Origin of the sequence: Streptomyces alboflavus, assembly GCF_000716675.1 — a bacterium.
GTDB lineage: Bacteria > Actinomycetota > Actinomycetes > Streptomycetales > Streptomycetaceae > Streptomyces > Streptomyces alboflavus.
This window is the reverse complement of the sequence record NZ_JNXT01000025.1, coordinates 51,714-74,354: the sequence shown is the minus strand read 5'-3', so window position 1 is coordinate 74,354 and position 22,641 is coordinate 51,714. Positions and strand designations below refer to the sequence as shown.

The 22,641-nt window shown below is 72.4% G+C and carries 21 protein-coding genes; 8 read left to right on the top strand and 13 right to left on the bottom strand.

What is annotated here, in order from left to right; genetic code table 11:
* Positions 1-9 precede the first annotated feature (9 nt).
* The 7 genes from OO63_RS20535 to OO63_RS20505 all read right to left on the bottom strand — a co-directional run bounded on the left by OO63_RS20535 (position 10) and on the right by OO63_RS20505 (position 7,126).
* Complete coding sequence (locus tag OO63_RS20535) at positions 10-795, bottom strand: ABC transporter ATP-binding protein (protein WP_030357032.1); 786 nt, start codon at positions 793-795, stop codon at positions 10-12.
* Positions 788-1,717, bottom strand: a complete 930-nt coding sequence (locus OO63_RS20530) for an ABC transporter permease (RefSeq protein WP_030357031.1) — start codon at positions 1,715-1,717, stop codon at positions 788-790. The genes OO63_RS20535 and OO63_RS20530 overlap by 8 nt, the downstream gene beginning before the upstream one ends.
* Before the next feature lie 98 nt (positions 1,718-1,815).
* The gene (locus tag OO63_RS20525; protein ID WP_030357030.1) at positions 1,816-2,661 is read right to left on the bottom strand and encodes a glycosyltransferase family 2 protein; all 846 of its coding nucleotides are present in this window, start codon (positions 2,659-2,661) and stop codon (positions 1,816-1,818) included.
* A gap of 71 nt (positions 2,662-2,732) precedes the next feature.
* Positions 2,733-3,512, bottom strand: a complete 780-nt coding sequence (locus tag OO63_RS20520) for a CDP-alcohol phosphatidyltransferase family protein (protein WP_078619253.1) — start codon at positions 3,510-3,512, stop codon at positions 2,733-2,735.
* A complete protein-coding gene (locus OO63_RS20515) occupies positions 3,490-4,554 on the bottom strand; it encodes an iron-containing alcohol dehydrogenase family protein (protein WP_030357028.1) in 1,065 nt (354 codons plus the stop codon). The genes OO63_RS20520 and OO63_RS20515 overlap by 23 nt, the downstream gene beginning before the upstream one ends.
* On the bottom strand, positions 4,542-5,294 hold the full coding sequence (locus OO63_RS20510) for a phosphocholine cytidylyltransferase family protein (protein ID WP_030357027.1): 753 nt from the start codon (positions 5,292-5,294) through the stop codon (positions 4,542-4,544). Before OO63_RS20510 ends, OO63_RS20515 begins: the two co-directional genes overlap by 13 nt.
* Positions 5,291-7,126 carry a DUF5941 domain-containing protein gene (locus OO63_RS20505; RefSeq protein ID WP_030357026.1) on the bottom strand — a complete coding sequence of 612 codons (1,836 nt, stop codon included), beginning with the start codon at positions 7,124-7,126 and terminating at the stop codon, positions 5,291-5,293. The genes OO63_RS20510 and OO63_RS20505 overlap by 4 nt, the downstream gene beginning before the upstream one ends.
* A 255-nt stretch (positions 7,127-7,381) precedes the next feature.
* On the opposite strand from OO63_RS20505, the gene galE reads away from it, so the two are divergent.
* From galE to idi, 4 genes are all read left to right on the top strand, one after another.
* Positions 7,382-8,362: a UDP-glucose 4-epimerase GalE gene (galE, locus tag OO63_RS20500; RefSeq protein ID WP_030357025.1), complete on the top strand. Its 981-nt coding sequence runs from the start codon at positions 7,382-7,384 to the stop codon at positions 8,360-8,362.
* Between the two features lie 181 nt (positions 8,363-8,543).
* Complete coding sequence (locus tag OO63_RS20495) at positions 8,544-9,476, top strand: cation diffusion facilitator family transporter (RefSeq protein ID WP_030357024.1); 933 nt, start codon at positions 8,544-8,546, stop codon at positions 9,474-9,476.
* A gap of 280 nt (positions 9,477-9,756) precedes the next feature.
* Entirely contained in the window at positions 9,757-11,067 is a 1,311-nt protein-coding gene (locus tag OO63_RS20490) for a bifunctional class I SAM-dependent methyltransferase/N-acetyltransferase (RefSeq protein WP_030357023.1), read from the top strand.
* 157 nt (positions 11,068-11,224) lie between these two features.
* Positions 11,225-11,818, top strand: a complete 594-nt coding sequence (idi, locus tag OO63_RS20485; RefSeq protein ID WP_030357022.1) for an isopentenyl-diphosphate Delta-isomerase — start codon at positions 11,225-11,227, stop codon at positions 11,816-11,818.
* 34 nt (positions 11,819-11,852) lie between these two features.
* Here the strand turns inward: idi and OO63_RS20480 are convergent, their stop codons facing one another.
* The gene (locus OO63_RS20480; RefSeq protein WP_380832803.1) at positions 11,853-12,365 is read right to left on the bottom strand and encodes an ATP-binding protein; all 513 of its coding nucleotides are present in this window, start codon (positions 12,363-12,365) and stop codon (positions 11,853-11,855) included.
* A 93-nt stretch (positions 12,366-12,458) separates the two neighbouring features.
* Positions 12,459-13,154 carry an HdeD family acid-resistance protein gene (locus OO63_RS20475; protein WP_051811023.1) on the bottom strand — a complete coding sequence of 232 codons (696 nt, stop codon included), beginning with the start codon at positions 13,152-13,154 and terminating at the stop codon, positions 12,459-12,461.
* Between the two features lie 77 nt (positions 13,155-13,231).
* Between OO63_RS20475 and OO63_RS20470 the strand changes: the two genes are divergently transcribed.
* The gene (locus tag OO63_RS20470) at positions 13,232-14,047 is read left to right on the top strand and encodes an enoyl-CoA hydratase/isomerase family protein (protein WP_030357019.1); all 816 of its coding nucleotides are present in this window, start codon (positions 13,232-13,234) and stop codon (positions 14,045-14,047) included.
* Here OO63_RS20470 and OO63_RS20465 read toward each other — a convergent pair.
* Complete coding sequence (locus tag OO63_RS20465) at positions 14,022-14,669, bottom strand: DJ-1/PfpI family protein (RefSeq protein WP_030357018.1); 648 nt, start codon at positions 14,667-14,669, stop codon at positions 14,022-14,024. The genes OO63_RS20470 and OO63_RS20465 overlap by 26 nt on opposite strands.
* Positions 14,670-14,752: 83 nt before the next feature.
* Positions 14,753-15,742 (bottom strand): GlxA family transcriptional regulator, encoded by a 990-nt coding sequence (locus OO63_RS20460; protein ID WP_030357017.1) that lies wholly within the window; start codon positions 15,740-15,742, stop codon positions 14,753-14,755.
* 133 nt (positions 15,743-15,875) lie between these two features.
* Between OO63_RS20460 and OO63_RS20455 the strand changes: the two genes are divergently transcribed.
* The 3 genes from OO63_RS20455 (at position 15,876) to OO63_RS20450 (ending at position 19,564) form a co-directional block, all read left to right on the top strand.
* Entirely contained in the window at positions 15,876-16,775 is a 900-nt protein-coding gene (locus OO63_RS20455; RefSeq protein ID WP_051811019.1) for an SCO6745 family protein, read from the top strand.
* Positions 16,776-16,906: 131 nt separating this feature from the next.
* Positions 16,907-17,050 carry an LPFR motif small protein gene (locus OO63_RS46005; RefSeq protein WP_016639291.1) on the top strand — a complete coding sequence of 48 codons (144 nt, stop codon included), beginning with the start codon at positions 16,907-16,909 and terminating at the stop codon, positions 17,048-17,050.
* Between the two features lie 111 nt (positions 17,051-17,161).
* Entirely contained in the window at positions 17,162-19,564 is a 2,403-nt protein-coding gene (locus tag OO63_RS20450) for a Tex family protein (RefSeq protein ID WP_030357015.1), read from the top strand.
* A gap of 119 nt (positions 19,565-19,683) precedes the next feature.
* Here the strand turns inward: OO63_RS20450 and OO63_RS20445 are convergent, their stop codons facing one another.
* Both OO63_RS20445 and OO63_RS20440 read right to left on the bottom strand, forming a co-directional pair.
* The gene (locus OO63_RS20445) at positions 19,684-21,327 is read right to left on the bottom strand and encodes an ABC-F family ATP-binding cassette domain-containing protein (protein WP_030357014.1); all 1,644 of its coding nucleotides are present in this window, start codon (positions 21,325-21,327) and stop codon (positions 19,684-19,686) included.
* A 230-nt stretch (positions 21,328-21,557) separates the two neighbouring features.
* A complete protein-coding gene (locus OO63_RS20440; RefSeq protein WP_030357013.1) occupies positions 21,558-22,619 on the bottom strand; it encodes a hypothetical protein in 1,062 nt (353 codons plus the stop codon).
* Positions 22,620-22,641 lie beyond the last annotated feature (22 nt).

Sequence of the window (22,641 nt, the reverse complement as noted above, 5' to 3'; positions counted from 1 at the left end):
GCCATTCGGCTACTTGCCGGTGAACTTCTCGTACTCCTTGATGACCTCGTCCGTCGGTCCGTCCATCCGCAGCTCGCCCCGCTCCAGCCAGAGCACGCGGTCGCAGGTGTCACGGATCGACTTGTTGTTGTGGCTCACCAGGAAGACCGTGCCCGCCTCCTTGCGCAGCTCGCGGATGCGGGCCTCGGAGCGCTTCTGGAACTTGCGGTCGCCGGTGGCGAGGGCCTCGTCGATCATCAGTACGTCGTGGTCCTTGGCCGCCGCGATGGAGAACCGCAGGCGGGCGGCCATGCCGGAGGAGTAGGTGCGCATCGGCAGGGTGATGAAGTCGCCCTTCTCGTTGATGCCGGAGAAGTCGACGATGTCCTGGTAGCGCGCCTTGATCTGCTCCCGGCTCATGCCCATCGCGAGCCCGCCGAGGATCACGTTGCGCTCGCCGGTCAGATCGTTCATGAGGGCCGCGTTCACACCGAGCAGCGAGGGCTGGCCGTCGGTGTACACCTTGCCCTTCTCGGCGGGAAGCAGCCCGGCGATGGCCCGGAGCAGGGTGGACTTGCCGGAGCCGTTCGACCCGATGAGGCCGATCGCCTCGCCGCGGTAGGCGGTGAAGCTGACGCCGCGCACGGCGTGCACCTTGCGCACGCCGCGCTCCTCGCCGCGCCTGATGATCCGGCTCAGCGCGGAGGTGGCGCTGCCCTTGCCCGTCTTGGCGCCGTTGACGCGATAGACGATGTGCAGCTCGTCCGCGATGACGGTGGGGATGTGCGCCCGGTCGGCGCTCTTGTCGTCAGCCACGGCCGTACCGCTCCTCCGCCTTCCAGAAGTACACGAAGCCGCCCGCGGCGACGAGCACGGCCCAGCCGGCCGCGACCGCCCAGACGTGCGGGGGCAGGTTCTCCGAGCCGTAGCCGTCGATGAGCGCGAAGCGCATCAGGTCCATGTAGATGGCGGCCGGGTTCCACTGGAGGATGTCGGCGATCCACGCCGGGTGCTCCTTGAGCATCACCGGGATGGAGAACATCACGCCCGACGCGTACATCCAGGTGCGCATCACGAACGGCATCAGCTGCGCGAGGTCGGGGGTCTTGCTGCCGAGCCTCGCCATGATCAGCGCCAGGCCGGTGTTGAAGAGGAACTGCAGCGCGAGCACCGGCGGGATGAGCAGCCAGGACAGCCGCGGGTAGCTGCCGAAGCCGACCGCCACCACGAACAGCACGATCATCGAGAACAGCAGCTGCTGGAGCTGCTGCAGCGAGAACGAGATCGGCAGCGAGGCGCGCGGGAAGTGCAGCGCGCGCACCAGACCGAGGTTGCCCGAGATCGCCCGCACGCCCGCCATCACCGAGCTCTGCGTGAAGGTGAAGACGAAGACGCCTGTCACGAGGAACGGGATGTACACCTCCCGCTCCATGCCCCGGTCGGCCTTGAGGATCAGGCCGAAGATGAGGAAGTAGACGAGCGCGTTGAGCAGCGGTGTCGCCACCTGCCACAGCTGGCCGAGCTTGGCCTGGCTGTACTGGGCGGTGAGCTTCGCCTGGGAGAAGGCGAGGATGAAGTGGCGCCGGCCCCAGAGCTGGCGGACGTACTCGAAAAGACCCGGACGGGCGCCGCTGACGGACAGGCCGTACTTGGCCGCCAGCTCTGCGGGGGACAGCCCGTCGTCGGGCGACGGTGGCGCGGTCACCGCGACTCCACCGTCCTGCGTTGTCTCACTCACGAGGGGAAACTTTCGTCTTCAGATGCACGGCCGGTCGGGCGTAGGCGTGGGGGGCCAGGGACCGGAATACGGCCCGAATGTTCTCAGACCAGAGCTTGTCAGATCACAGGAGGTCGGCCCAGCCGGGTCAGGCGCCACACCGTACGCCACCGCATGGGACGCCGAGGGCCGCTCGGGCTGGTCCAGCCCTCCTTGAAACCGCCGAACCAGGCCTTCAGGGCGGGCCGCGAGGGGCGCCGGGCGAGGGTGAGCAGGAGCCAGACGCCGAGGTAGACGGGCACGAGCACGGCGGGCAGGTTGCGGCGGGCCAGCCAGACCCGGTTGCGGGCCACCATGCGGTGGTAGACCGCGTGCCGTGAGGGGGCCGTGGTGGGGTGGAACAGCACCATGTCGGCGCGGTAGTCGATCATCCAGCCCGCGTCCAGGGCGCGCCAGGCGAGGTCGGTCTCCTCATGGGCGTAGAAGAAGGCGTCGGGCAGGCCGCCGACCTCCTTCAGGACCGCGGTGCGCACGGCGTTGGCGCCGCCGAGGAACGTCGTCACGCGGGAGGAGCGCATCGGGTCCGAGGCGCGCAGGCGCGGGACGTGGCGGCGCTGGGTGACGCCGGTGTCCGGGTCGGCGATGCGGAAGCTGATGATGCCGAGCTCGGGGTCCGCCGCGAAGGCCGCGCGGCACAGCTCGGCGGTGTCGGTGTGCGCGAGCAGTCCGTCGTCGTCGAGGAAGAGCAGGATGTCGACGTCGGTGCCGCCCGGGCCGAAGGCCTCGATGCCCACATTGCGCCCGCCCGGGATGCCCAGGTTCTCGGGCAGTTCTATGGTGCGCACGCCTTCGGGCACCTCCGGCACGGGGGCGCCGTTGCCGACGACGACCACCTCGACCCGGTCGCCGTCCTGCTTGGCGACCGAGTCGAGCAGCGCGCGCAGCTCCTGCGGGCGGTTGCCCATGGTGATGACGACCGCGCCGACCTTCGTCGGCGCGGTCGGCGTCCCCGGTGTGCCGGATCGGCTCGGTGTGCTCACTTCAGCCTGCTCGACACGAGGATGGACACGAGGTGGAGCAGGGTCTGGAGCAGCGCGATGCCGGCCAGGACGGCGACCCCGACGCGGGAGAAGAACAGGTCTCCCCTGACCGAGTCCACGATCGCGAGGACCAGGATCAGCAGGGACGCCTCGATGCCGAGGATCAGCCGGTGGAACTTCAGCGCGGCCGCGGCCTTGCGGGCCAGGGCCATGCCGGCGGCGCGCGGCTCGGCCGCCGACTCCTGCACCGGCGCCATGCCCTGCTGGTGCCGGGCGACGGCCACGAGGTCGGTCTCGGCCTTGATCAGGATGGCGCCGAGGGCGGCCAGGGTGCCGAGGAAGGCCCACAGCCAGTCGATGCGGCCCGATCCCCACAGGTCGGCGGCGCGCAGACCGAAGCCGACCAGGACCGCGGCGTCGCACAGGTAGGCGCCGACCCGGTCGAGGTACACCCCGGACATCGAGTACTGCTTGCGCCAGCGGGCGATCTCGCCGTCGACGCAGTCGAGCAGCAGATAGAGCTGGACCGCGACGACCCCGAGCACCGCGCCCCAGATCCCCGGCACGAGCAGGGCCGGGGCCGCGAGGACGCCCGCGACGGTCATCAGGTAGGTCAGCTGATTGGGCGTGATCCTGGTGTTCACCAGGTAGCGGTCGCAGCGCAGCGAGATCTCCCGCATGTACATGCGTCCCGCCCAGTGCTCACCGCTGCGCCGGTCCTTCACCCCCGCGGGGTGAACGACGGGCCGGAGTTCAGCTACCGATGGCCTTGGCATAGTCGGCGTATGCGTCCTTGATCTGGTCGGTGTTCAGATTGAGGTGCTCGAGGATCGTGTAGCGGCCCGGCCGGGTCTGCGGGGCGTACTCGACGACCTGGACGAACTCGTCCACGGTGAAGCCGATCTCCTCCGGGAGCACGGGCAGGCCGTGGCGGCGCAGGACCTCCGCCATGTACGCCGACTCCTCGCGGGCACCGCGCAGGTACATCGCGAAGGCGGCGCCGAGGCCGCACTGCTCGCCGTGGCTCGCGGCGCGCTTGGGGAAGAGCAGGTCGAAGGCGTGGTTGATCTCGTGGCAGGCGCCGGACGCCGGGCGGGAGTCGCCCGAGACGGACATGGCGATGCCGGTGAGGACCAGGCCCTCGGCGAGGACCTGGAGGAAGCCGTCGTCGCCGACGCCGCCGGGGTGGCGCAGGACCGCCTCGCCGGCCTGGCGGGCCATCGCGGCGGCGAGGCCGTCGATGTCCTCGCCGCGCTCGCGGGCGGCCAGCTCCCAGTCCCGGATCGCCGAGATGTTGGAGAGCGCGTCGCCGATGCCGGAGCGCACGAAGCGGACCGGGGCCTCGCGGATGACGTCGAGGTCGATGACGACCGCGATCGGGTTCGGCACACCGTAGGAGCCGCGGCCCGCGTCGTTGTCGAGGGTCGCGACGGGCGAGCACAGGCCGTCGTGCGACAGGTTCGTCGCGACGGCGACCAGCGGCAGGCCGACGCGCGCCGCGGCGAACTTGGCGCAGTCGATGATCTTGCCGCCGCCGAGGCCGACGACCGCGTCGTAGCGGCCCTTCTTCATAGCGTCGGCGAGCTTGATGGCGTCATCGAGCGTGCCACCGCCCACCTCGAACCACTCGGCGCTCGGCAGCGACGGCGCGAGCCGACCCCGCAGCACCGCGCCGGAGCCGCCGCTGATGGCGATGGCGAGCTTGCCGGTCGACGAGCAGATCCGCTGGTCGGCGAGGACACCGGCCAGGTCGTTCAACGCCCCCGGCCGGATGTCCACGACGACCGGCGAGGGGATGAGCCTCGTCAGTACTGGCACGCGATCTCACGTCCCTTGGCGAGGTCGTCGTGGTTGTCGATCTCGACCCACTTGACGTCGCCGATCGGCGCCACATCGATCTTGAAGCCGCGGTTGACGAGCTCCTGGTAGCCGTCCTCGTAGTAGAGGTCGGGGTCGCGCTCGAAGGTGGTCTTCAGCGCGTCGGCGAGCTCGTCGGCCGCCTCGCCCTCGATGAGGGTGACGCCGATGTACTCACCGGTGGCCGTCGCCGGGTCCATCAGCTTGGTGATCTTCTGGACGCCCTTCTCGGGGTCCACGATGACCTTCATCTCCTCGTCGGCGAGGTTCTTCACCGTGTCGAGGGCGAGGATGATCTTCTTGCCGTCGCCGCGGGCGGCGAGCAGCGTCTTCTCGACGGAGACCGGGTGCACGGTGTCACCGTTGGCGAGGATCACCGAGTGCTTGATCGAGTCGCGGCCGCACCACAGGGAGTAGGCGTTGTTCCACTCCTCGGCCTTGTCGTTGTCGATCAGGGTGAGCTTGAGGTTGTACTTCGCCTCGAGCGCGGCCTTGCGGTCGTAGACGGCTTCCTTGCGGTAGCCGACGATGATCGCGACCTCGGTCAGGCCGATCTCGGCGAAGTTCTTCAGGGTGAGGTCGAGGACAGCCAGCTCGTTCTCGGTTCCCTCGCCCACGACGGGCACCAGCGCCTTGGGAAGCGTTTCGGTGTAGGGGCGCAGACGCCGGCCGGCGCCGGCGGCCAGGACGAGGCCGATCATGCGGGTTCTCCTTCATCGTGTACGGCGGGTGCTCCGCGCTTGTGAGCGGTCACCCAGAAGCGGATGCTCTCGACGAGCACCACGAGAGCCACGGCCACGGCGAGCGCCGTGAGCGCGACGGTGAAATCTGTGTTTGTCAGCAGGGCGGCCAGCACGGTGACCGCGAACGTCCTGCCTTCGTGCCCGCCGATCGCCCGCACCAGCCAGCGCGGGGGCGCGCCGACACCGCGAATGCGGTACACGGTGTCGTAGTGATGGTAGGCGACCGCGGCCACCAGGCCGAAAGCCGCGGGAAGGCTCCCGTTCACGTCGGCTTTGGCGGCCAGTACCAGAACGGTGCCGTACTCGGCGGCCCGGAAGAACGGCGGAACCAGCCAGTCGAGGCGCCCCTTGAGCCGCGGGGTGACGGCGAGGCCCGAGGTGACCGCGTAGACGGCGGCGCCGAGCACCGGCCAGGGGCTGCCGTAGGAGCTGAAGGCGGCCGTGCAGACGACTGCGGCGGCACCGACGAGGGCGAGCAGCGGCGCGAGGGGCAGCGGCCTGCGGCGCAGCGCGGCGAACGCGGCGGCGACGGTGCCGCTGTCGGCGAGGTCGGCGAGGGCCTGGGCGGCGCGGTCGGTGCGGGGGGCCTTGCGCAGCGAGCGCAGGACGCGGCCCGCCGTGGTGTAGCAGGCGGCGAGGCCGCAGCCGACCAGGAGCACGACGAAGGTGATCCGCGGCGTGGTGACGGCGGTGAGGACGGCGATGAGGGCCCAGCGCTCGCCGATGGGCAGGACGATCATCCGGCGCACCCAGACCGTCCAGCCGACGCCGTCGAGCTTGCCGGAGAGCGTCGCGGTGGGGCTGGTGTTGACGGCGGCCTTGCCCGCGTCGTCGACGTTGCCCTCGTTGAAGGAGAAGTCCACGACGTGCCGGCAGGTCTGCAGGATCATCGCGCCGAGCGCGAGCGCCCATACGTCATCCCCGCCGCGGGCGGCGCCGAGCGCGAGGCCCGCGTAGTAGGCGTACTCCTTGGCGCGGTCGAACGTCGCGTCGAGCCAGGCGCCGAGCGTGGAGTACTGCAGCGAGTAGCGGGCGAGCTGTCCGTCCGTGCAGTCCAGGACGAAGGAGAACAGGAGCAGCAGTCCGGCGGCGACGAAGCCGCCGCGGGTGCCGGTCGCCGCGCAGCCGGCCGCGATCACCGCGACGAGCAGGGAGGCGGTGGTGACCTGGTTCGGGGTGAGGCCCCGGCGCGCGCACCAGCGGGCGAGGTAGCGGGAGTAGGGGCTGATGCAGTACGTCGTGAAGAAGCCGTCGCGGGCCTTCACCGCGCCGCGCAGGCGCACGGCCTCGTCGTCGACGGCGGCGACGGCCTGGCGCGCGGTGTTGCGGGACTCGGGGTCGCCGGGCAGGGCAGCGACGAGGGTGCCGAGCTCGGGCCGGTGCACGTCGGTGCCGGTGGCCTCGATCGCGGCGGCGACACGGTCGGGCACGGTGTCGGGTGCGAGCGCCACGGACGCACGTCCCGCGTCGGCGCCGGTGGCGTCAACTGCCGTACGCAGCGCGGTCGTCAGCTCCCGGCGCGCTCCCGCCTGCGCGGTCACGGCGCCGGGCACGGCCGACACCGGGAAGCGCGGGTCGGTCAGGCCGAGCCGCAGGGCGTGGACGTGGCCGACGAAGCGGCTGTCGACGAGGGCGACGCGCTCGCCGGCGGGCAGGTCACGCAGCAGGGCCTCGAGCTCTTCCGGGGACGCCGCCTCGGGGGCGGTCCGCACGTCGAAGCCCAGGGACCGCAGATCGCCTTCGAGCGGCGAACCGGGCACCGGCCGGCCGGTGAGGATGGCGGTCGACAGACGAACTCACTCCTTGATTCCCGGCGCGGCTCGCGCGGGCACGTGCGTGACGGGGGCACCCGGGCAGCGAGGCGGCCGGGCGGCATGTCGGCAGAGGCTATCGGATGAATGGAAGCGGGCGTTCACCGCCCGTTCACGCCCCGATCAGCGCGGTCTGCGTGGTTCTCGACCGCCGCGATCATCATGGTCGAAAGCGGCCCGCGGCCACAAACCGCGGGGTCCACAACCGTCCAAGCCAGCCTAAGGTGGACGCCCATGACATGGATGATCACAGGTGGAGCGGGATATATCGGGGCGCATGTGGCGCGGGTCATGGCCGGGGCGGGTGAGCGGGTGGTCGTCGTGGACGACGTCTCCTCCGGGGTGCCGGAGCGGCTGCCCGCGGACATTCCGCTGGTACGGGGCACTTCGCTCGACGGGGAGCTGGTGCGACGGGTGTGCGCCGAGCACGCGGTGACGGGTGTGGTGCATCTCGCCGCCCGCAAGCAGGTCGGCGAATCGGTGGAGCAGCCGCTGCGTTACTACCGGGAGAACGTCGGGGGCCTGACGACGCTCCTGGAGGCGGTGGTGGACGCGGGCGTGCAGCGGTTCGTCTTCTCGTCGTCGGCGGCGGTCTACGGCAATCCGCCGGACGCCGACCTGGTCACGGAGGACACGCCCTGCGCGCCGGTGAGCCCCTACGGCGAGACGAAGCTGGCCGGCGAGTGGCTGGTGCGGGCGGCGGGCAGGGCGCACGGCCTGACCACGACCTGCCTGCGCTACTTCAACGTGGCGGGCGCCGCGAGCCCCGAACTGGCCGACACCGGCGTCTTCAACGTGGTCCCGATGGTCTTCGACCGCCTCACCCGGGGCGAGGCCCCGCGCATCTTCGGCACCGACCACCCCACGCCCGACGGCACCTGCGTGCGCGACTACATCCACGTCAGCGACCTCGCCGAGGCCCACCTCGCCGCCGCCCGCCGCCCCGTCGAGCCGGGCGGCGATCTGACGGTGAACATCGGCCGCGGCCAAGGCGTTTCCGTACGCGAACTCCTCACCGTGATCGCGGAGGTCACCGGCGACCACCGGGAGCCGCTCGTCGAGCCGCGCCGGGCGGGGGACGCGCCGCGTGCCGTGGCGGACGTGCGGCTCGCGGCGAAGGAGCTGGGCTTCGGGGCCGGGCGCGGGGTGCGGGAGATGGTGGAGTCCGCGTGGGCGGGCTGGTGCCTGCGTCATCCCGAGGCCGCGCGCGGCTAGCCACGCCGGGCACGGGCACCTTCGAGAGATGCTTGCAGGGCTCTGACCTGCGGACTGTTTGTGCAGGTCAGAGCATATGACAACGGTTCTCAGGAGCGTGTTGCACATACCCCCCACCCGTAGTTGACTGAAGGCCGCGACCGGACCTGGGCGCCGACGGACGACGACGGAGGAACGCACCATGGGGGCAGGACACGACCACGGCCACGCGCCGCCCGCCAAGGGCACGGCCACGGCCGCGTACAAAGGTCGTCTGCGCATCGCGCTGACCATCACGCTCACCGTCATGGTGGTCGAGATCGTCGGCGGCATCGTCGCCGACTCCCTCGCCCTGATCGCGGATGCGACGCACATGGCGACGGACGCGCTCGGCCTGAGCATGGCGCTGCTCGCGATCCACTTCGCGAACCGCCCGCCGAGCGAGAACCGCACCTTCGGCTACGCCCGCGCCGAGATCCTGGCGGCGCTCGCCAACTGTCTGCTCCTGTTCGGCGTCGGCGGCTACGTCCTGTACGAGGCGGTGCAGCGGTTCGTCACGCCCGCCGAGACCGAGGGCGGGCTGACGATGGTCTTCGGCATCGTCGGCCTGCTGGCGAACCTGGTCTCGCTGGCCCTGCTGATGGGCGGCCAGAAGGACAGCCTCAATGTGCGCGGCGCCTTCCTGGAGGTCCTCGCGGACGCCCTCGGGTCGGTCGCGGTCCTCGTCTCGGCCGCCCTCATCCTGCTCACCGGCTGGCAGGCCGCCGACCCCATCGCCTCCATCGTCATCGGGCTCATGATCGTCCCGCGTACGTGGAAGCTGCTACGGGAGACGCTGAACGTGCTGCTCGAATCGGCGCCCAAGGGTGTCGACATGGCCGAGGTCCGCGCCCACATGCTGGCCCTGCCCGGCGTGGAGGACGTGCACGACCTGCACGCCTGGACGATCACGTCGGGGATGCCGGTCCTGTCCGCGCACGTCGTCGTCAGCTCCGAGGCCCTGACCGCCATCGGCCACGAGAAGATGCTGCACGAGCTGCAGCTCTGCCTGGGCGACCACTTCGACGTCGAGCATTGCACGTTCCAGCTGGAACCCGGCGGCCACGCCGAGCACGAGCCGGGGCTGTGCCACTGACGCGGGGTGCCCGCCGTCGCGGGGCCGCCCCGCGACGGCGGGACAGGTGATCACGGACAGTGGTACCCTGGCCAGGACCTTGCAGGAAGAAGCGGGACGAGAAAGAGGTGGGTTGATGACTGTCGTGGCTGACGCTGCCCTGCGCGGCGACACGTCTGTCCCCACTTCCCGGGCCCACGCCTGACCTTCCGTACGTCGCTTCTCGCACGTACGTCACGTATGCACCGTGCGTACGTCATCCGTGTCACGGCCGGGCCCACTCATTCAAGGGTTTACTCCGTTGACTCAGAACGCGATCACCAACGCCTTCTTCGCCCTGCACCACGACCTGCCCCGGCAGGGCCCCGGCTCCGACGCCACCACCCGCGCCCTGCTCGCCCTCGCCGGTGAGCTGCCCGCCCGTCCGCGCGTGCTCGACCTGGGCTGCGGCCCCGGCCGCAGCGCGCTGCTCCTGGCCGCCGAGGCGGGCGCCGAGGTCACGGCCGTCGATCTGCACGAGCCGTTCCTCGCCGAACTGCGTGCGGCGGCCGACGCCCGCGGGCTCGGCGACTCCGTGCGCACGGTCCGGGCCGACATGGGCGAACTGCCCTACCCGGACGGTTCGTTCGACCTGATCTGGGCCGAGAGCTCGGTCTACTCCATCGGCTTCGACACCGCCCTCGACACCTGGCGGCGGCTGCTCGCGCCCGGCGGGAAGCTCGTCGTCACCGAGTGCGAGTGGACGACCGCCGACCCGTCCGGGGCGGCGCGCGCCTTCTGGGACCAGCACTATCCGCTGCGCACCCCCGAGGAGAACACCCGCGCGGCACTCGCCGCCGGGTACGCGGTGCTCGGCACCGTGTCCCAGCCGGAGTCCGACTGGGACGAGTACTACGGTCCGCTCGGCGCCCGCGCCGACGCGGCCGACCCCGGAGCGCCCGGCATGGCCGAGGCCCTGGCCGCCACCCGCGCCGAGATCGCGATGCGGCGGGAGCACGGGGCGGAGTTCGGCTACGCCGGCTACGTCCTCAGCCCGGCGGGCGGCGACTGGCGCACCCGGCCCGAGGCGGCGTCCGGCGCCGACCGCGCGGCGGTGCACGCCGTGAACGCCGCCGCCTTCCCCACCGAGGCGGAGGCCGACCTCGTGGACGCGCTCCGCGAGGACGCCGGGGCCTGGATCGACGGGCTGTCGTTCGTCGCGGAGGCGCCCCGCGGGGACGGCTCGGGCGACCCTGAAGGCACCGACGGCTCGGGCGGGCAGGTCGTGGCGCACGCCCTGATCACCCGCTGCCACGTGGACGGCGCCCCGGCCCTGTGCCTGGCGCCGGTGGCCGTACTCCCGGCGTACCAGAAAACGGGCGCCGGTTCGGCCGTCGTGCGCGCCGTGCTGCACGCCGCGCGCGCCCGTGGCGAGCAACTGGTCCTGGTGCTCGGGCACCCGGACTACTATCCGCGGTTCGGCTTCACCCCGGCCTCGGCGTACGGGATCCGGCCAAGTTTCGAGGTGCCGGACGAGGCCATGATGGCGCTGGTCCTCGACCGGCCCGGCACGGACGGTGGGGTGCCCGTTCCGTCGGGCACGATCGCCTATCCGGCGGCCTTCGGGGTCTGACCCCGGCGGCCCCCGGCCCGACGCCGGGGGTGCCGTGGCCGAATCCGCATGTCCCGTCCCCACGGTCGGGGACGGGACATGCGGGGCCCCCGGAGTGCCGGGAGCGCCCCTGTCGTACGGCAGACTTGGCCATCAGCGACCGAAGCGAAGGATGGGTATGCCGATCACACCTGCCACCGCGGCGAACAGCTCGTCGAACGGCACCGGAGAGACAATCTTGCTGGAACTCGTCGACGAGGACGGCAGGACGATCGGCACGGCGGAGAAGCTTGCCGCTCATCAGGCGCCCGGGCAGCTGCACCGGGCGTTCTCCGTCTTCCTCTTCGACGAGCAGGGGCGGCTGCTGCTTCAGCAGCGGGCGCTCGGCAAGTACCACTCCCCCGGCGTCTGGTCGAACACCTGCTGCGGGCACCCGTACCCCGGCGAGGCACCGTTCGCGGCCGCCGCCCGGCGCACCTTCGAGGAGCTCGGCGTCTCGCCGTCGCTGCTCGCCGAGGCGGGCACCGTGCGCTACAACCACCCGGACCCGGAGTCGGGCCTGGTGGAGCAGGAGTTCAACCACCTCTTCGTGGGCATGGTGCAGGCCGAGCTGCGCCCGGACGCGAGCGAGGTCGGTGACACCGCGTTCGTGACCGCCGCGGAGCTCGCGGAGCGGCACGCGAAGGGGCCGTTCTCCGCGTGGTTCATGACCGTCCTGGACGCGGCGCGGCCCGCGATCAAGGAGCTGACGGGTCCTGCCGCGGGCTGGTAGCCCGGCGGGCGGGTCCCGGATCCCGCCCGGTTCCTCAGATCCCGCCCGGTTTCAGGGGCAAGGCGGCCCAGATGACCTTGCCCCCGCCGGCCGTGTGCTCGACGTCGCACGCGCCGCCCGCCTCGCGGGCGATCTCACGTACGAGGAGCAGCCCGCGGCCGCCGGTCTGGCCGTAGTCGGCCTCAAGGGCCGTCGGGCGGTAGGGGTGGTTGTCCTCCACGGAGACCCGCACCCACTCCGCGCCGACCGCGACCTCCACGGCGAGCATCGGCGAGAGCAGCGCCGCGTGCCGCACCGCGTTGGTGACCAGCTCGGAGACGATCAGCAGGAGTCCCTGCACCAGTTCGTCCGGTGCCGGCACCCCCTGACGCGCGAGCAGGTCGCGCACCGCGTGCCGTGCCTGGGGCACCGAGGCGTCGACGGCGGGGGCGGTGAACCGCCACACGCCCTCGTACGGCACCCGCCCACCTCCCCCGGGGAGCGGGCCCGGCCCTCTCCCGTCGTTGCCCATCGCCCGGTCCCCGCCCTCGCGCTCGGTTGTCACCACACGTCGAGTGTTGGTAACGCGCTGGTCCGTACCTCGCTACTGACCAGAAGTCAGCGACTATCGACGGGATTTGATCGCCCCCGCGTGCCGTCGTCAGTTGCGCGACTGCTCCTGCCCTTCTTGTTCCGCCTTCAAGGGTTCTTCAGCTTGTACGGCTTGCGGGGCGCCGCCGTCCCCTCCGGTGCGCTCCGACACCAGGCTGATCAGGCGTCGGCCGCCGACGGCCGTCGCGATCAGGCCGAGGCCGTCGAAGAGCAGCGCGAGGGAGAAGAAGCAGCCGATGACGTACTGGCTGCTGCTCGGCCAGTCGCCGAGCACGAGCACGCCGAGCAGCACGCCGAAGGCGCCCTGGAGCAGCGTCACCGCCATCTGCGGCCCGCGCACCACCAGGCTGCCGACGAGCCGGAACACACCGCCGGTGAGGAAGAGCAGCGCCGCGAACATCGTCAGCGCCTCCGCGGCCACGTCGGGCCTGCGGATGACGACGACGCCCGCCGCGAGGTTCAGCGCGGCGACCACCACGCCGAGCCAGAAGAAGTTCGAGCCGCGCGACTGCACCGCGTGCAGGAGCGCCACCATGCCGCCCACCAGGAGCAGCCAGCCGAACAGCAGCATCGAGGTGAGCGTGGCCACCCCGACGTACACGATGCCGATGAGCCCGCCGAGGACGAGGATCGCGCCGAGCACGGCCAGCCAGCCGAAGCTGCGCCGGAGCCGGGCTCCCTCGTCGGTGCCACCGGTGTCGGCAGCGCCGTCCCGACCTGCTTCTCCGCGTCTTCCACCGAGCATCATGAGGGCCTCCGTCCGCTGTGCGAAGCCACCCCTTCTTGATCGTACGTTCGGTGGGTGCGGATAGCATCCGGCGCATGGAGCCGCAGCTGAGGCACGCCGTCGCCGACGGCGTCGCCACCGTCGTCATCGACCACCAGGCCAAGCGCAACGCCATGACGGCGGACATGTGGCGGGCGCTGCCGCCGCTGCTCACGGGGCTCGCCGGGGACCCGGCCGTGCGGGCGCTCGTCCTGACCGGGGCCGGGGACACGTTCTGCGCGGGCGCCGACATCTCGTCGCTGCGCGAGGAACCCGCCCGTGCCCAGGAACTCGCGGTGCGGGCCGAGGAGGCGCTCGCGGCCTTCCCCAAGCCGACGCTCGCGGCGGTCGCCGGGTACTGCGTGGGCGGCGGCTGTCAGCTGGCGGCGGCGTGCGACCTGCGGTTCGCCGACGAGGACGCGGTGTTCGCGGTCACCCCGGCGAAGCTCGGCATCGTCTACCCGGCGTCGACGACGCGCCGCCTGGTGTCCCTCGTCGGTCCGTCGACCGCCAAGTACCTGCTGTTCTCCGGCGAGCCGATCGACGCGGGGCGGGCGCTGCGCACCGGACTCGTGGACGAGGTGCTGCCCACCGGCGAACTGCGGGCGCGCGTCGCGGAGTTCACCCGGATCCTGGCCGCGCGTTCGCTGCTCACGCAGGCTGCGGCGAAGGAGTTCGCGTCCCCGGCCGCCGGTGCGGACGGCCCCGGCGGTGCGGACGCGGGGGCCGCGCGGGACGCCCACTGGGCTAAGCAGATGCGCGCGAGCGGCGACACCGCCGAGGGTGTCGCCGCCTTCCTGGAGCGCAGGCAGCCGCGCTTCACCTGGACTCCGCCCGAGGTCCCGGCTACGCGGGCTGCTCCTCTTCGCTGAACCGGCTGCGGCCGCGGAACATGTCGACGAGGTGCGCGGGCGCCTTCTCGGGCGAACCGGCGTCGTAGGGCGGCTGCGGGTCGTACTCCATCATCAGCTGCACGGCCTGGGCGCGCTCGTCGCCCGCGATCCTGCCGACCAGCGCGAGACCCATGTCGATGCCGGACGACACACCGGCCGCCGTGACGTATTTCCCGTCGAACACCACCCGCTGTCCCGTCGAGCGCACGCCGACCTTGTCCAGCTCCTCCAGGGCCAGCCAGTGCGACGTCGCCTCGCGGCCCTTCAGGAGTCCGGCGGCGGCGAGGGCCAGGGAGCCCGTGCACACGGACGTCGTCCAGGTGGTGGTCCTGTCGGTGGTGCGCAGCCAGCCGAGCAGCGACTCGTTCTCCATCTGGTCGCTCTGGCCGGGACCGCCGGGCACCACCACGATGTCCGGGCTCCGCACCTCGTCGAACGACTTGTCGGCGACGAGGGTGAGCTGGCCGGTGTCGTCGCGCACGGGCCCGGCCTGCTCGGCCACGAAGACGACCTCGGCGTCCGGGATGCCGGCGAGCGTCTGGAACGGGCCGATGGCGTCGAGGGCCGTGAAGCGTTCGTACAGGGCGATGGCGATCTGCATGCGGGCTCTCCTCGGGGAGGCGGGTCGGATGACGGTGGTGCGGTGAAGGGGTGGTGGTCGGTGGGTGGCAGGTGGTGGAGCGGTCACGCGGGGGCGGTGAGGGGGCTGTGGAAGCGGCGGCGGTACTCGGCCGGAGCCGTGCCGAGCGCCTTGACGAAGGCGCGGCGCATGGCCTCCGGGGTGCCGTAGCCGCAGGCGCGCGAGACCTCCTCGACGCCGTCGGAGGTGTCCTCGAGGAGTCGGCGTGCGTGCTCGACGCGGACGCGGTCGACGTACTTGCCCGGTGTCATGCCGGTCTCCGCGTGGAAGGCGCGGGCGAAGTGACGGGGCGAGAGCCGGGCGCGCTCCGCGAGGGACTCCACGCTCAGGTCTCCCCCGGGATGCTCGGTGATCCACTGCTGGACCTCGCGCAGCGGCTCACGGCGGGCCGTCTGCGCCGACAGCTGGGCGCTGAACTGCGCCTGGTTGCCGGGGCGGCGCAGGAACACGACGAGGTAGCGCGCGATGGTCAGCGCCGTGTCCCGGCCCAGGTCCTCCTCGACGAGGGCGAGCGCCAGGTCGATGCCCGCCGTGACGCCCGCCGAGGTCGACACGTGCCCGTCCCGTACGTAGATGGGGTCGGGGTCCACGTCGATCTCCGGGTGGTCCCGGGCGAGTGTGTCGCAGTACGCCCAGTGGGTCGTCGCGCGGCGGCCGTCGAGCAGGCCGGCGCGCGCGAGCAGGACGGCCCCGGTGCAGACCGAGATCAGCCGCTCGGCGAGCGGTGCGTGGGCCCGCAGCCAGGCGACCAGGGCCTCGTCCTCGTCCCTGGTGCCCGCGCCGCCCGGCACCAGGACGGTGTGCGGCACCGGGGCGCCGGCCCCTCCCGAGTGCTCGGCGAGCGAGGAGTCCGGGACCAGTGTGAGCCCGCTCGACGTCCGCACGGGGGCGCCTTCGAGGGAGGCGGTGCGCACCTCGTACGGCGGGGTGTCGGGGTGGGCGTGGCTCGCTCCCGTGAACACCTCGGCGGGGCCCGTGACGTCGAGGCTCTGGACGCCGTCGAAGAGGACGATCAGGACGGTTCGCTGCTCCATGTCCACGATTCTTGGGGTGCGGAGGGATGGCTGCAATGACGGGCACCCCACCTTTTCTGCCGTCCATGTCCGTCGGGCGGGTCCTGCTCGGCGCCGGGAAGCCCTTCACCTCATACCGACCAGTCGGTAACGTATGGCCATGACCTCTTCGACGACCTCGGCCCCGGTCGGCTCGACGCTGCACCCGCGCGCGGGACGGCGCTGCCACAACGTGCTCAACGCCCTCCACACCACCCACTACTTCTCCCCGGACGTGGGCCGCGAGCTGGCCCCGCTCGGCATCACCCACCCGAAGGCCGTCAACTTCGCCATCCGGGCGGCGGCGCTGGGGGCCGTGGGCGCGGGCACCGTGACGGCCACGTTCTTCAACTACAAGCCGGACACGGTCGCCCGGTTCGTGCCGGAGATATGGCACACCGCCGCCCCCGAGGACGTCCTCGCCGCCCGGCTGCGCGCCGTCGACACCACACTGCGGCGGCTCCTCGGGGACGAGGCGGTGGCGTCCCCGGAGATGGCGGAGGCGGCCCGGCTCGCGCTGCGGGCCACGGAGGCCTGTTCGCCGAGCGGCCGCCCGCTGTACGCCGCGCACGCCGCACTCGCCGTGCCGGACGAGCCGCACCTGGCCTACTGGCACGCGGCGACGCTGCTGCGCGAGCACCGCGGCGACGGCCACCTGGCCGCGCTCCTGGACGCCGAACTCGACCCGGTGGAGGCGCTGGTGAGCCACACCGCGACGGGCAAGAGCATGACGCCCACGTGGAACCTCAACACCCGGGGCTGGACCCGCGACGACTGGGACGCGGCCGTCGAGCGGCTGCGCGGGCGCGGGCTCGTGGCCGCCGACGGCGAGCTGACGGAGTCCGGCGTCGCCCTGCGCAAGGCGATCGAGGAGCGCACCGACCGCCTGGACCGGGCGCCCTACGAGCACCTCGGCGCGGCGGACGTGGAGCGGCTCACGGAGCTGGGCACGGTCTTCGCCGGGGCGGCCCTGCAGGCGGGTGCGTTCCCCGCGGACCTGCTCGGCAAGGCCTAGCCGCCCTAAGCGCATCTCGGCAAGGCCTGGCCGCGCTCGGCGCATGTGGCCCCACCGCCGGGGTACTCGCCCGTTCCGCGGCCTCGAACGATCCTCCGTAGACGGGGCCGGGGAGACGAAGGGAGAACCTCGTGTTCCGTGCGATCGCAGATGTGCTGCGCCAGATCGCTGGGGCCATCGCCACCGTGGTCACCCTGCCGTTCCGGGCCCTGGCCCGGCTGTTCGGCGGAGCTTCGCGTTCCGGGCGCCGGTCCGGCCGGGCCCGCCGGGTCTGACCGCAGGTCCGGCCGGGTCCGGCCGCTCCGGGCCCCGGGTCTGACTGCCTCGCTGTCGGTGCCACCTGCCACAATTGGCGGGCAACCCCAGTGAGAAGGCGGTACCGGAACGTGACGACCACCCCAGCGTCCATCGAAGGCAGGATCGCCGAGGAACTCGGCGTGCGGGAGCGGCAGGTGAAGGCCGCCGTGGACCTGCTCGACGGCGGGTCGACGGTGCCCTTCATCGCGCGCTACCGCAAGGAAGCCACCGAGATGCTCGACGACGCGCAGCTGCGCACGCTCGAGGAGCGGCTGCGCTATCTGCGGGAGCTGGAGGAGCGGCGGAGCGCCATCCTCGACTCGGTGCGCGAGCAGGGCAAGCTCACCGACGAGCTGGAGGCCCGCATCCGCGAGGCCGACACGAAGGCCCGCCTGGAGGACATCTACCTGCCGTTCAAGCCGAAGCGGCGGACCAAGGCGCAGATCGCCCGCGAGGCCGGTCTCGAGCCGCTGGCCGAGGGACTGCTCGGGGACCCGACGGTGGAGCCGCAGGCCGCGGCCGCCGCGTTCGTCGACGCGGACAAGGGCGTCGCCGACCCGCAGGCCGCCCTGGACGGCGCACGCGCCATTCTCACGGAGCGGTTCTCCGAGGACGCCGACCTCATCGGCGAGCTGCGCGAGCGCATGTGGGTGCGCGGCCGCCTCGCCGCGAAGGTGCGCGACGGCAAGGAGGAGGCGGGCGCGAAGTTCGCCGACTACTTCGACTTCGCCGAGCCGTTCACGGAGCTGCCCTCGCACCGCGTCCTCGCGATGCTGCGCGGCGAGAAGGAGGACGTGCTCGACCTGGTCCTGGAGCCGGAGGAGGCCACCGAGGGCCCGTCGTCGTACGAGGGCTCGATCGCCCGGCGCTTCGGGATCGCCGACCGAGGCAGGCCCGCCGACAAGTGGCTGACGGACACGGTGCGCTGGGCCTGGCGGACCCGCGTCCTGGTGCACCTCGGCATCGACCTGCGGCTCCGGCTGCGCACGGCCGCCGAGGACGAGGCGGTGCGGGTGTTCGCCGCGAACCTGCGCGACCTGCTGCTCGCCGCCCCCGCGGGCACGCGCGCGACGCTGGGCCTCGACCCCGGTTTCCGTACGGGCGTGAAGGTCGCCGTCGTGGACGCCACCGGCAAGGTCGTGGCCACGGACACGATCCACCCGCACGTCCCCGCGAACAAGTGGGACCAGTCGCTCGCCACCCTCGCGCGGCTCGCGAAGGAGCACGACGTCGACCTGGTCGCGATCGGCAACGGCACGGCGTCCCGCGAGACCGACAAGCTCGCCGGTGAACTCATCACCAAGCACCCCGAGTTGAAGCTCACGAAGGTGATGGTGTCCGAGGCGGGCGCTTCGGTGTACTCGGCGTCGGCGTTCGCCTCGCAGGAGCTGCCGGAGCTGGACGTGTCGCTGCGCGGCGCCGTGTCCATCGCCCGGCGTCTGCAGGACCCGCTCGCCGAGCTGGTGAAGATCGACCCGAAGTCCATCGGCGTCGGTCAGTACCAGCACGACCTGTCCGAGGTGAAGCTGTCCCGCTCCCTCGACGCGGTCGTCGAGGACTGTGTGAACGGCGTGGGCGTGGACGTGAACACGGCCTCCGCCCCGCTGCTCGCCCGGGTCTCCGGCATCGGCTCCGGCCTCGCCGAGAACATCGTGGCGCACCGCGACGCGAACGGCCCCTTCAAGAGCCGCAAGGGCCTCAAGGACGTGCCCCGGCTCGGCCCGAAGGCCTACGAGCAGTGCGCGGGCTTCCTGCGCATCCTGGGCGGCGACGACCCGCTCGACGCCTCCAGCGTGCACCCCGAGGCGTACCCCGTGGTGCGGCGGATGGCGGGCACGGCGGGCGGCGCCGTGGGCTCGCTGATCGGCGACACGGCCACGCTGCGGTCCCTGCGGCCCGCCGACTTCGTCGACGACAGCTTCGGCCTGCCGACCGTCACGGACATCCTCAAGGAGCTGGAGAAGCCCGGGCGCGACCCGCGGCCCGCCTTCAAGACGGCCACCTTCAAGGACGGCGTCGAGAAGATCTCCGACCTCACGTCCGGCATGGTCCTGGAGGGCGTCGTCACGAACGTCGCCGCGTTCGGCGCGTTCGTCGACGTCGGCGTCCACCAGGACGGCCTGGTGCACGTCTCCGCGATGTCCAGGACCTTCGTCAAGGATCCCCGGGACGTGGTGAAGCCGGGCGACATCGTCAAGGTGAAGGTCCTCGACGTCGACGTGCCGCGCAAGCGGATCTCGCTGACGCTCAGGCTCGACGACGAGGCGGCCCAGGACTCCGCCGGGGGCGGCGGACGCCAGGAGCGCGGCGGACGTCCGCCGCAGCAGCGCGGCGGGGCCCCCGGCCAGGGTCAGGGCCGCCGTGGCCAGGGCCGGGGGCAAGGCCAGGGCGGTCGCCCCCAGCGGCAGCAGCGGCAGGCGCCGCCGCCCGCGAACGACGCGATGGCGGAGGCTCTGCGCCGCGCCGGTCTTGTCGATCCCAAGCAGCGCTAGCGCTCACTCCGCCGGTTCGCCCGGCCAAGCCGACCCGCGTCTGCGGGCTCGTCCTGGCCGGGCGCGCCGTTCCCCGCGCCCTTTGAGGCGCGATCCGGCGTCGCAGTGGACGGGCGGGGTCAGGGGGACGGTTCCGCCACCTTGCCCTCCGCCACTTCCAGACGGCGCGTGACGTGCACGGCGTCGAGCATGCGGCGGTCGTGCGTGACCAGGAGAAGCGTGCCCGTGTAGGAGTCGAGGGCCGACTCCAATTGCTCGATGGCGGGCAGGTCCAGGTGGTTGGTGGGCTCGTCGAGGACCAGCAGGTTCACGCCCCGCCCCTGGAGCAGGGCCAGCGCCGCGCGCGTGCGCTCGCCCGGGGACAGGGTCACCGCGGGCCGCAGCACGTGATCCGCCTTCAGGCCGAACTTGGCGAGGAGCGTGCGGACTTCCGCCGGGTCGGTGTCGGGCACCGCCGCCCGGAACGCGTCGAACAGCGACTCCGCGCCGTGGAACAGCGCCCGGGCCTGGTCGACCTCGCCCACGACGACACCCGAGCCGAGCGCGGCATGGCCCTCGTCCACGGCGACGCGGCCGAGCAGGGCGGCCAGGAGCGTCGACTTGCCCGCGCCGTTGGCGCCGGTGATGGCGACGCGGTCGGCCCAGTCGAGCTGGAGGTCGACCGGACCGAGCGCGAAGGAGCCACGACGGACGACCGCGCCGCGCAGGGTGGCCACGACCGTGCCGGAGCGCGGTGCCGCCGCGATCTCCATGCGCAGCTGCCACTCCTTGCGCGGTTCCTCGACAACGTCGAGGCGCTCGATCATGCGCTGGGTCTGGCGTGCCTTCGCCGCCTGCTTCTCGCTGGCCTCGCTGCGGAACTTGCGGCCGAGCTTGTCGCTGTCGGAGGCCTTGCGGCGGGCGTTCTTGACGCCCTTGTCCATCCAGGTCCGCTGCATCTGGGCGCGGTCCTGGAGGGCGGCGCGCTTGTCGGCGTACTCCTCGTAGTCGTCGCGGGCGTGCCTGCGGGCGACCTCGCGCTCCTCCAGATACGCCTCGTAGCCGCCGCCGTAGAGGTTGATCTGCTGCTGGGCCAGGTCGAGTTCGAGGACCTTGGTGACCGTGCGGGTCAGGAACTCGCGGTCGTGGCTCACGACGACGGTGCCCGCGCGGAGGCCCTGGACGAAGGACTCCAGGCGGTCGAGGCCCGCCAGGTCCAGGTCGTTGGTGGGCTCGTCCAGCAGGAACACGTCGTAGCGGGACAGGAGCAGCGAGGCGAGGCCCGCGCGCGCGGCCTGGCCGCCGGAGAGCGCCGTCATCGGCTGGTCGAGGCGCACGCCGAGGCCGAGCGAATCGGTCACTTCCTCGGCGCGTTCGTCCAGGTCGGCGCCGCCGAGGGCAAGCCAGCGCTCCAGGCTGTTCGCGTACGCGTCGTCGGCGCCCGGCGCGCCCGCCACGAGGAGTTCGGTGGCCTCGTCCATGGCGGTCTGCGCGGCGGTGACGCCGGTGCGGCGGGCCAGGAACGCCTGGACGGTCTCGCCCGGGCGGCGGTCGGGCTCCTGGGGCAGGTGGCCGACCGAGGCGGTCGGCGGGGAGAGGCCGACGCGTCCGGACTCCGGGGTGTCCAGGCCGGCGAGGAGGCGAAGCAGCGTGGACTTGCCCGCGCCGTTGGCGCCCACCAGGCCGATGACGTCGCCGGGGGCGACGACGAGGTCCAGGCCCTCGAAGAGGGTGCGGTCGCCGTGGCCGGCGGCTAGGTCTTTCGCGACAAGAGTGGCGTTCATCAGGGCCTGAGCCTAATGCGCGGGGGTGGGGCGCGGTGGGGGTGGTACCGGAAGCGCGGGGGGTGGCGCGTCGCGGTGGTGGGCCGCGCGCCGCGGGACGGGGAGGCGCGGGCGGCGGGCCAAGGGCCCCGGGGCTTCCCACCGCGGAGCAGCAAGCCCCGACGGGCTTGTCACCGCGGAGCAGCAAGCCCCGAAGCGTCACGCGGGCGCCGCCGCGTCAGGCCCACCGCCTAGGACGAAGCCGACGCCACCAGCACGCTGTCCGGCGTCCGCGCCACCACGTAGCGGGCCCGGTCCGGCAGGGGCACCCGGTGCTCGCCCGGTTCCAGGACCTCGTCGAGGACCTCGTGGACGCGGGTGCGGTAGAGGCGGTCGACGCGGTAGACGGTGAGCCGTACCCGGCACGTGGAGGTGATCTCGGTGACCACGCTGTCGCCCGCCACCGCGAGCCGGGTCAGCCTGCGCTGCGCCAGCGGGCTGCGGTCGAGGGCGTACTCGATCTGGGCGACGAGCAGCGGAACGATGGGCGCGAGGCCGTCCACGAACGCGACGTCGACGCCCGCGGTGTCGAACGAGGCCCGCACCGCGTCCCGGGTCGGCGCGGGCACCTCCCGCCCGAACGCCACCGCCCCGTACGTCCGCAGCTCCTCCGCCGGTACCCCCGCCGCGTCCGCCGCGATCTCCGCGCCGATGCCGATGGTGCGCAGCGCCGCCGCGAGCTTGGCGTTCAGCGCCACCCGGGCCCCGATGAGGAGCACCCGCCGCCCGGCCCCCGGCGCGACCCCGTTCAGTAACCGCCCCAGCTCCGCCCGGTACTCGCCGCCGCGGAAGCGGAACGGCCCTATGCCGTGGTAGCCGTTGAGCTCCAGGTCGGCCTGCTCGGAGGTCTGCCAGGCGAAGTCGCGCCACACATAGTCGCCGTCGTCGGCACCGTCGTCCCCGGCGGCACCGTCGTCCCCGGCGGCGCTCCCCCGCGTCCGCTCGATCACCGCCGTGACGGCCCCGCACTCCAAGCCCTCGCACTCCGGACAGCCGTAGATCACGTACCGCCCGTCCCGCAGCGGGGCCTCGGCCTCCAGGAGCAGGCGGCGCACATGGGTCGTGAAGATCGCCGGAGGGATGTCGGACGCCAGCGGGGACACCGCGTCGAGGTCGGCGAGCTGGAACAGCAGCGGGCGGCCGTTCACGATGAAGTCGACGAATTCGCGGTGCACTTGATAGTCACCACCTGCGAGAACTCCACCGGCGCGCATCGCCGGTGCCAGGCCGAAGGTCGCATACTCGGCAGACATGCTGTGAGTATCCCCACCCGGT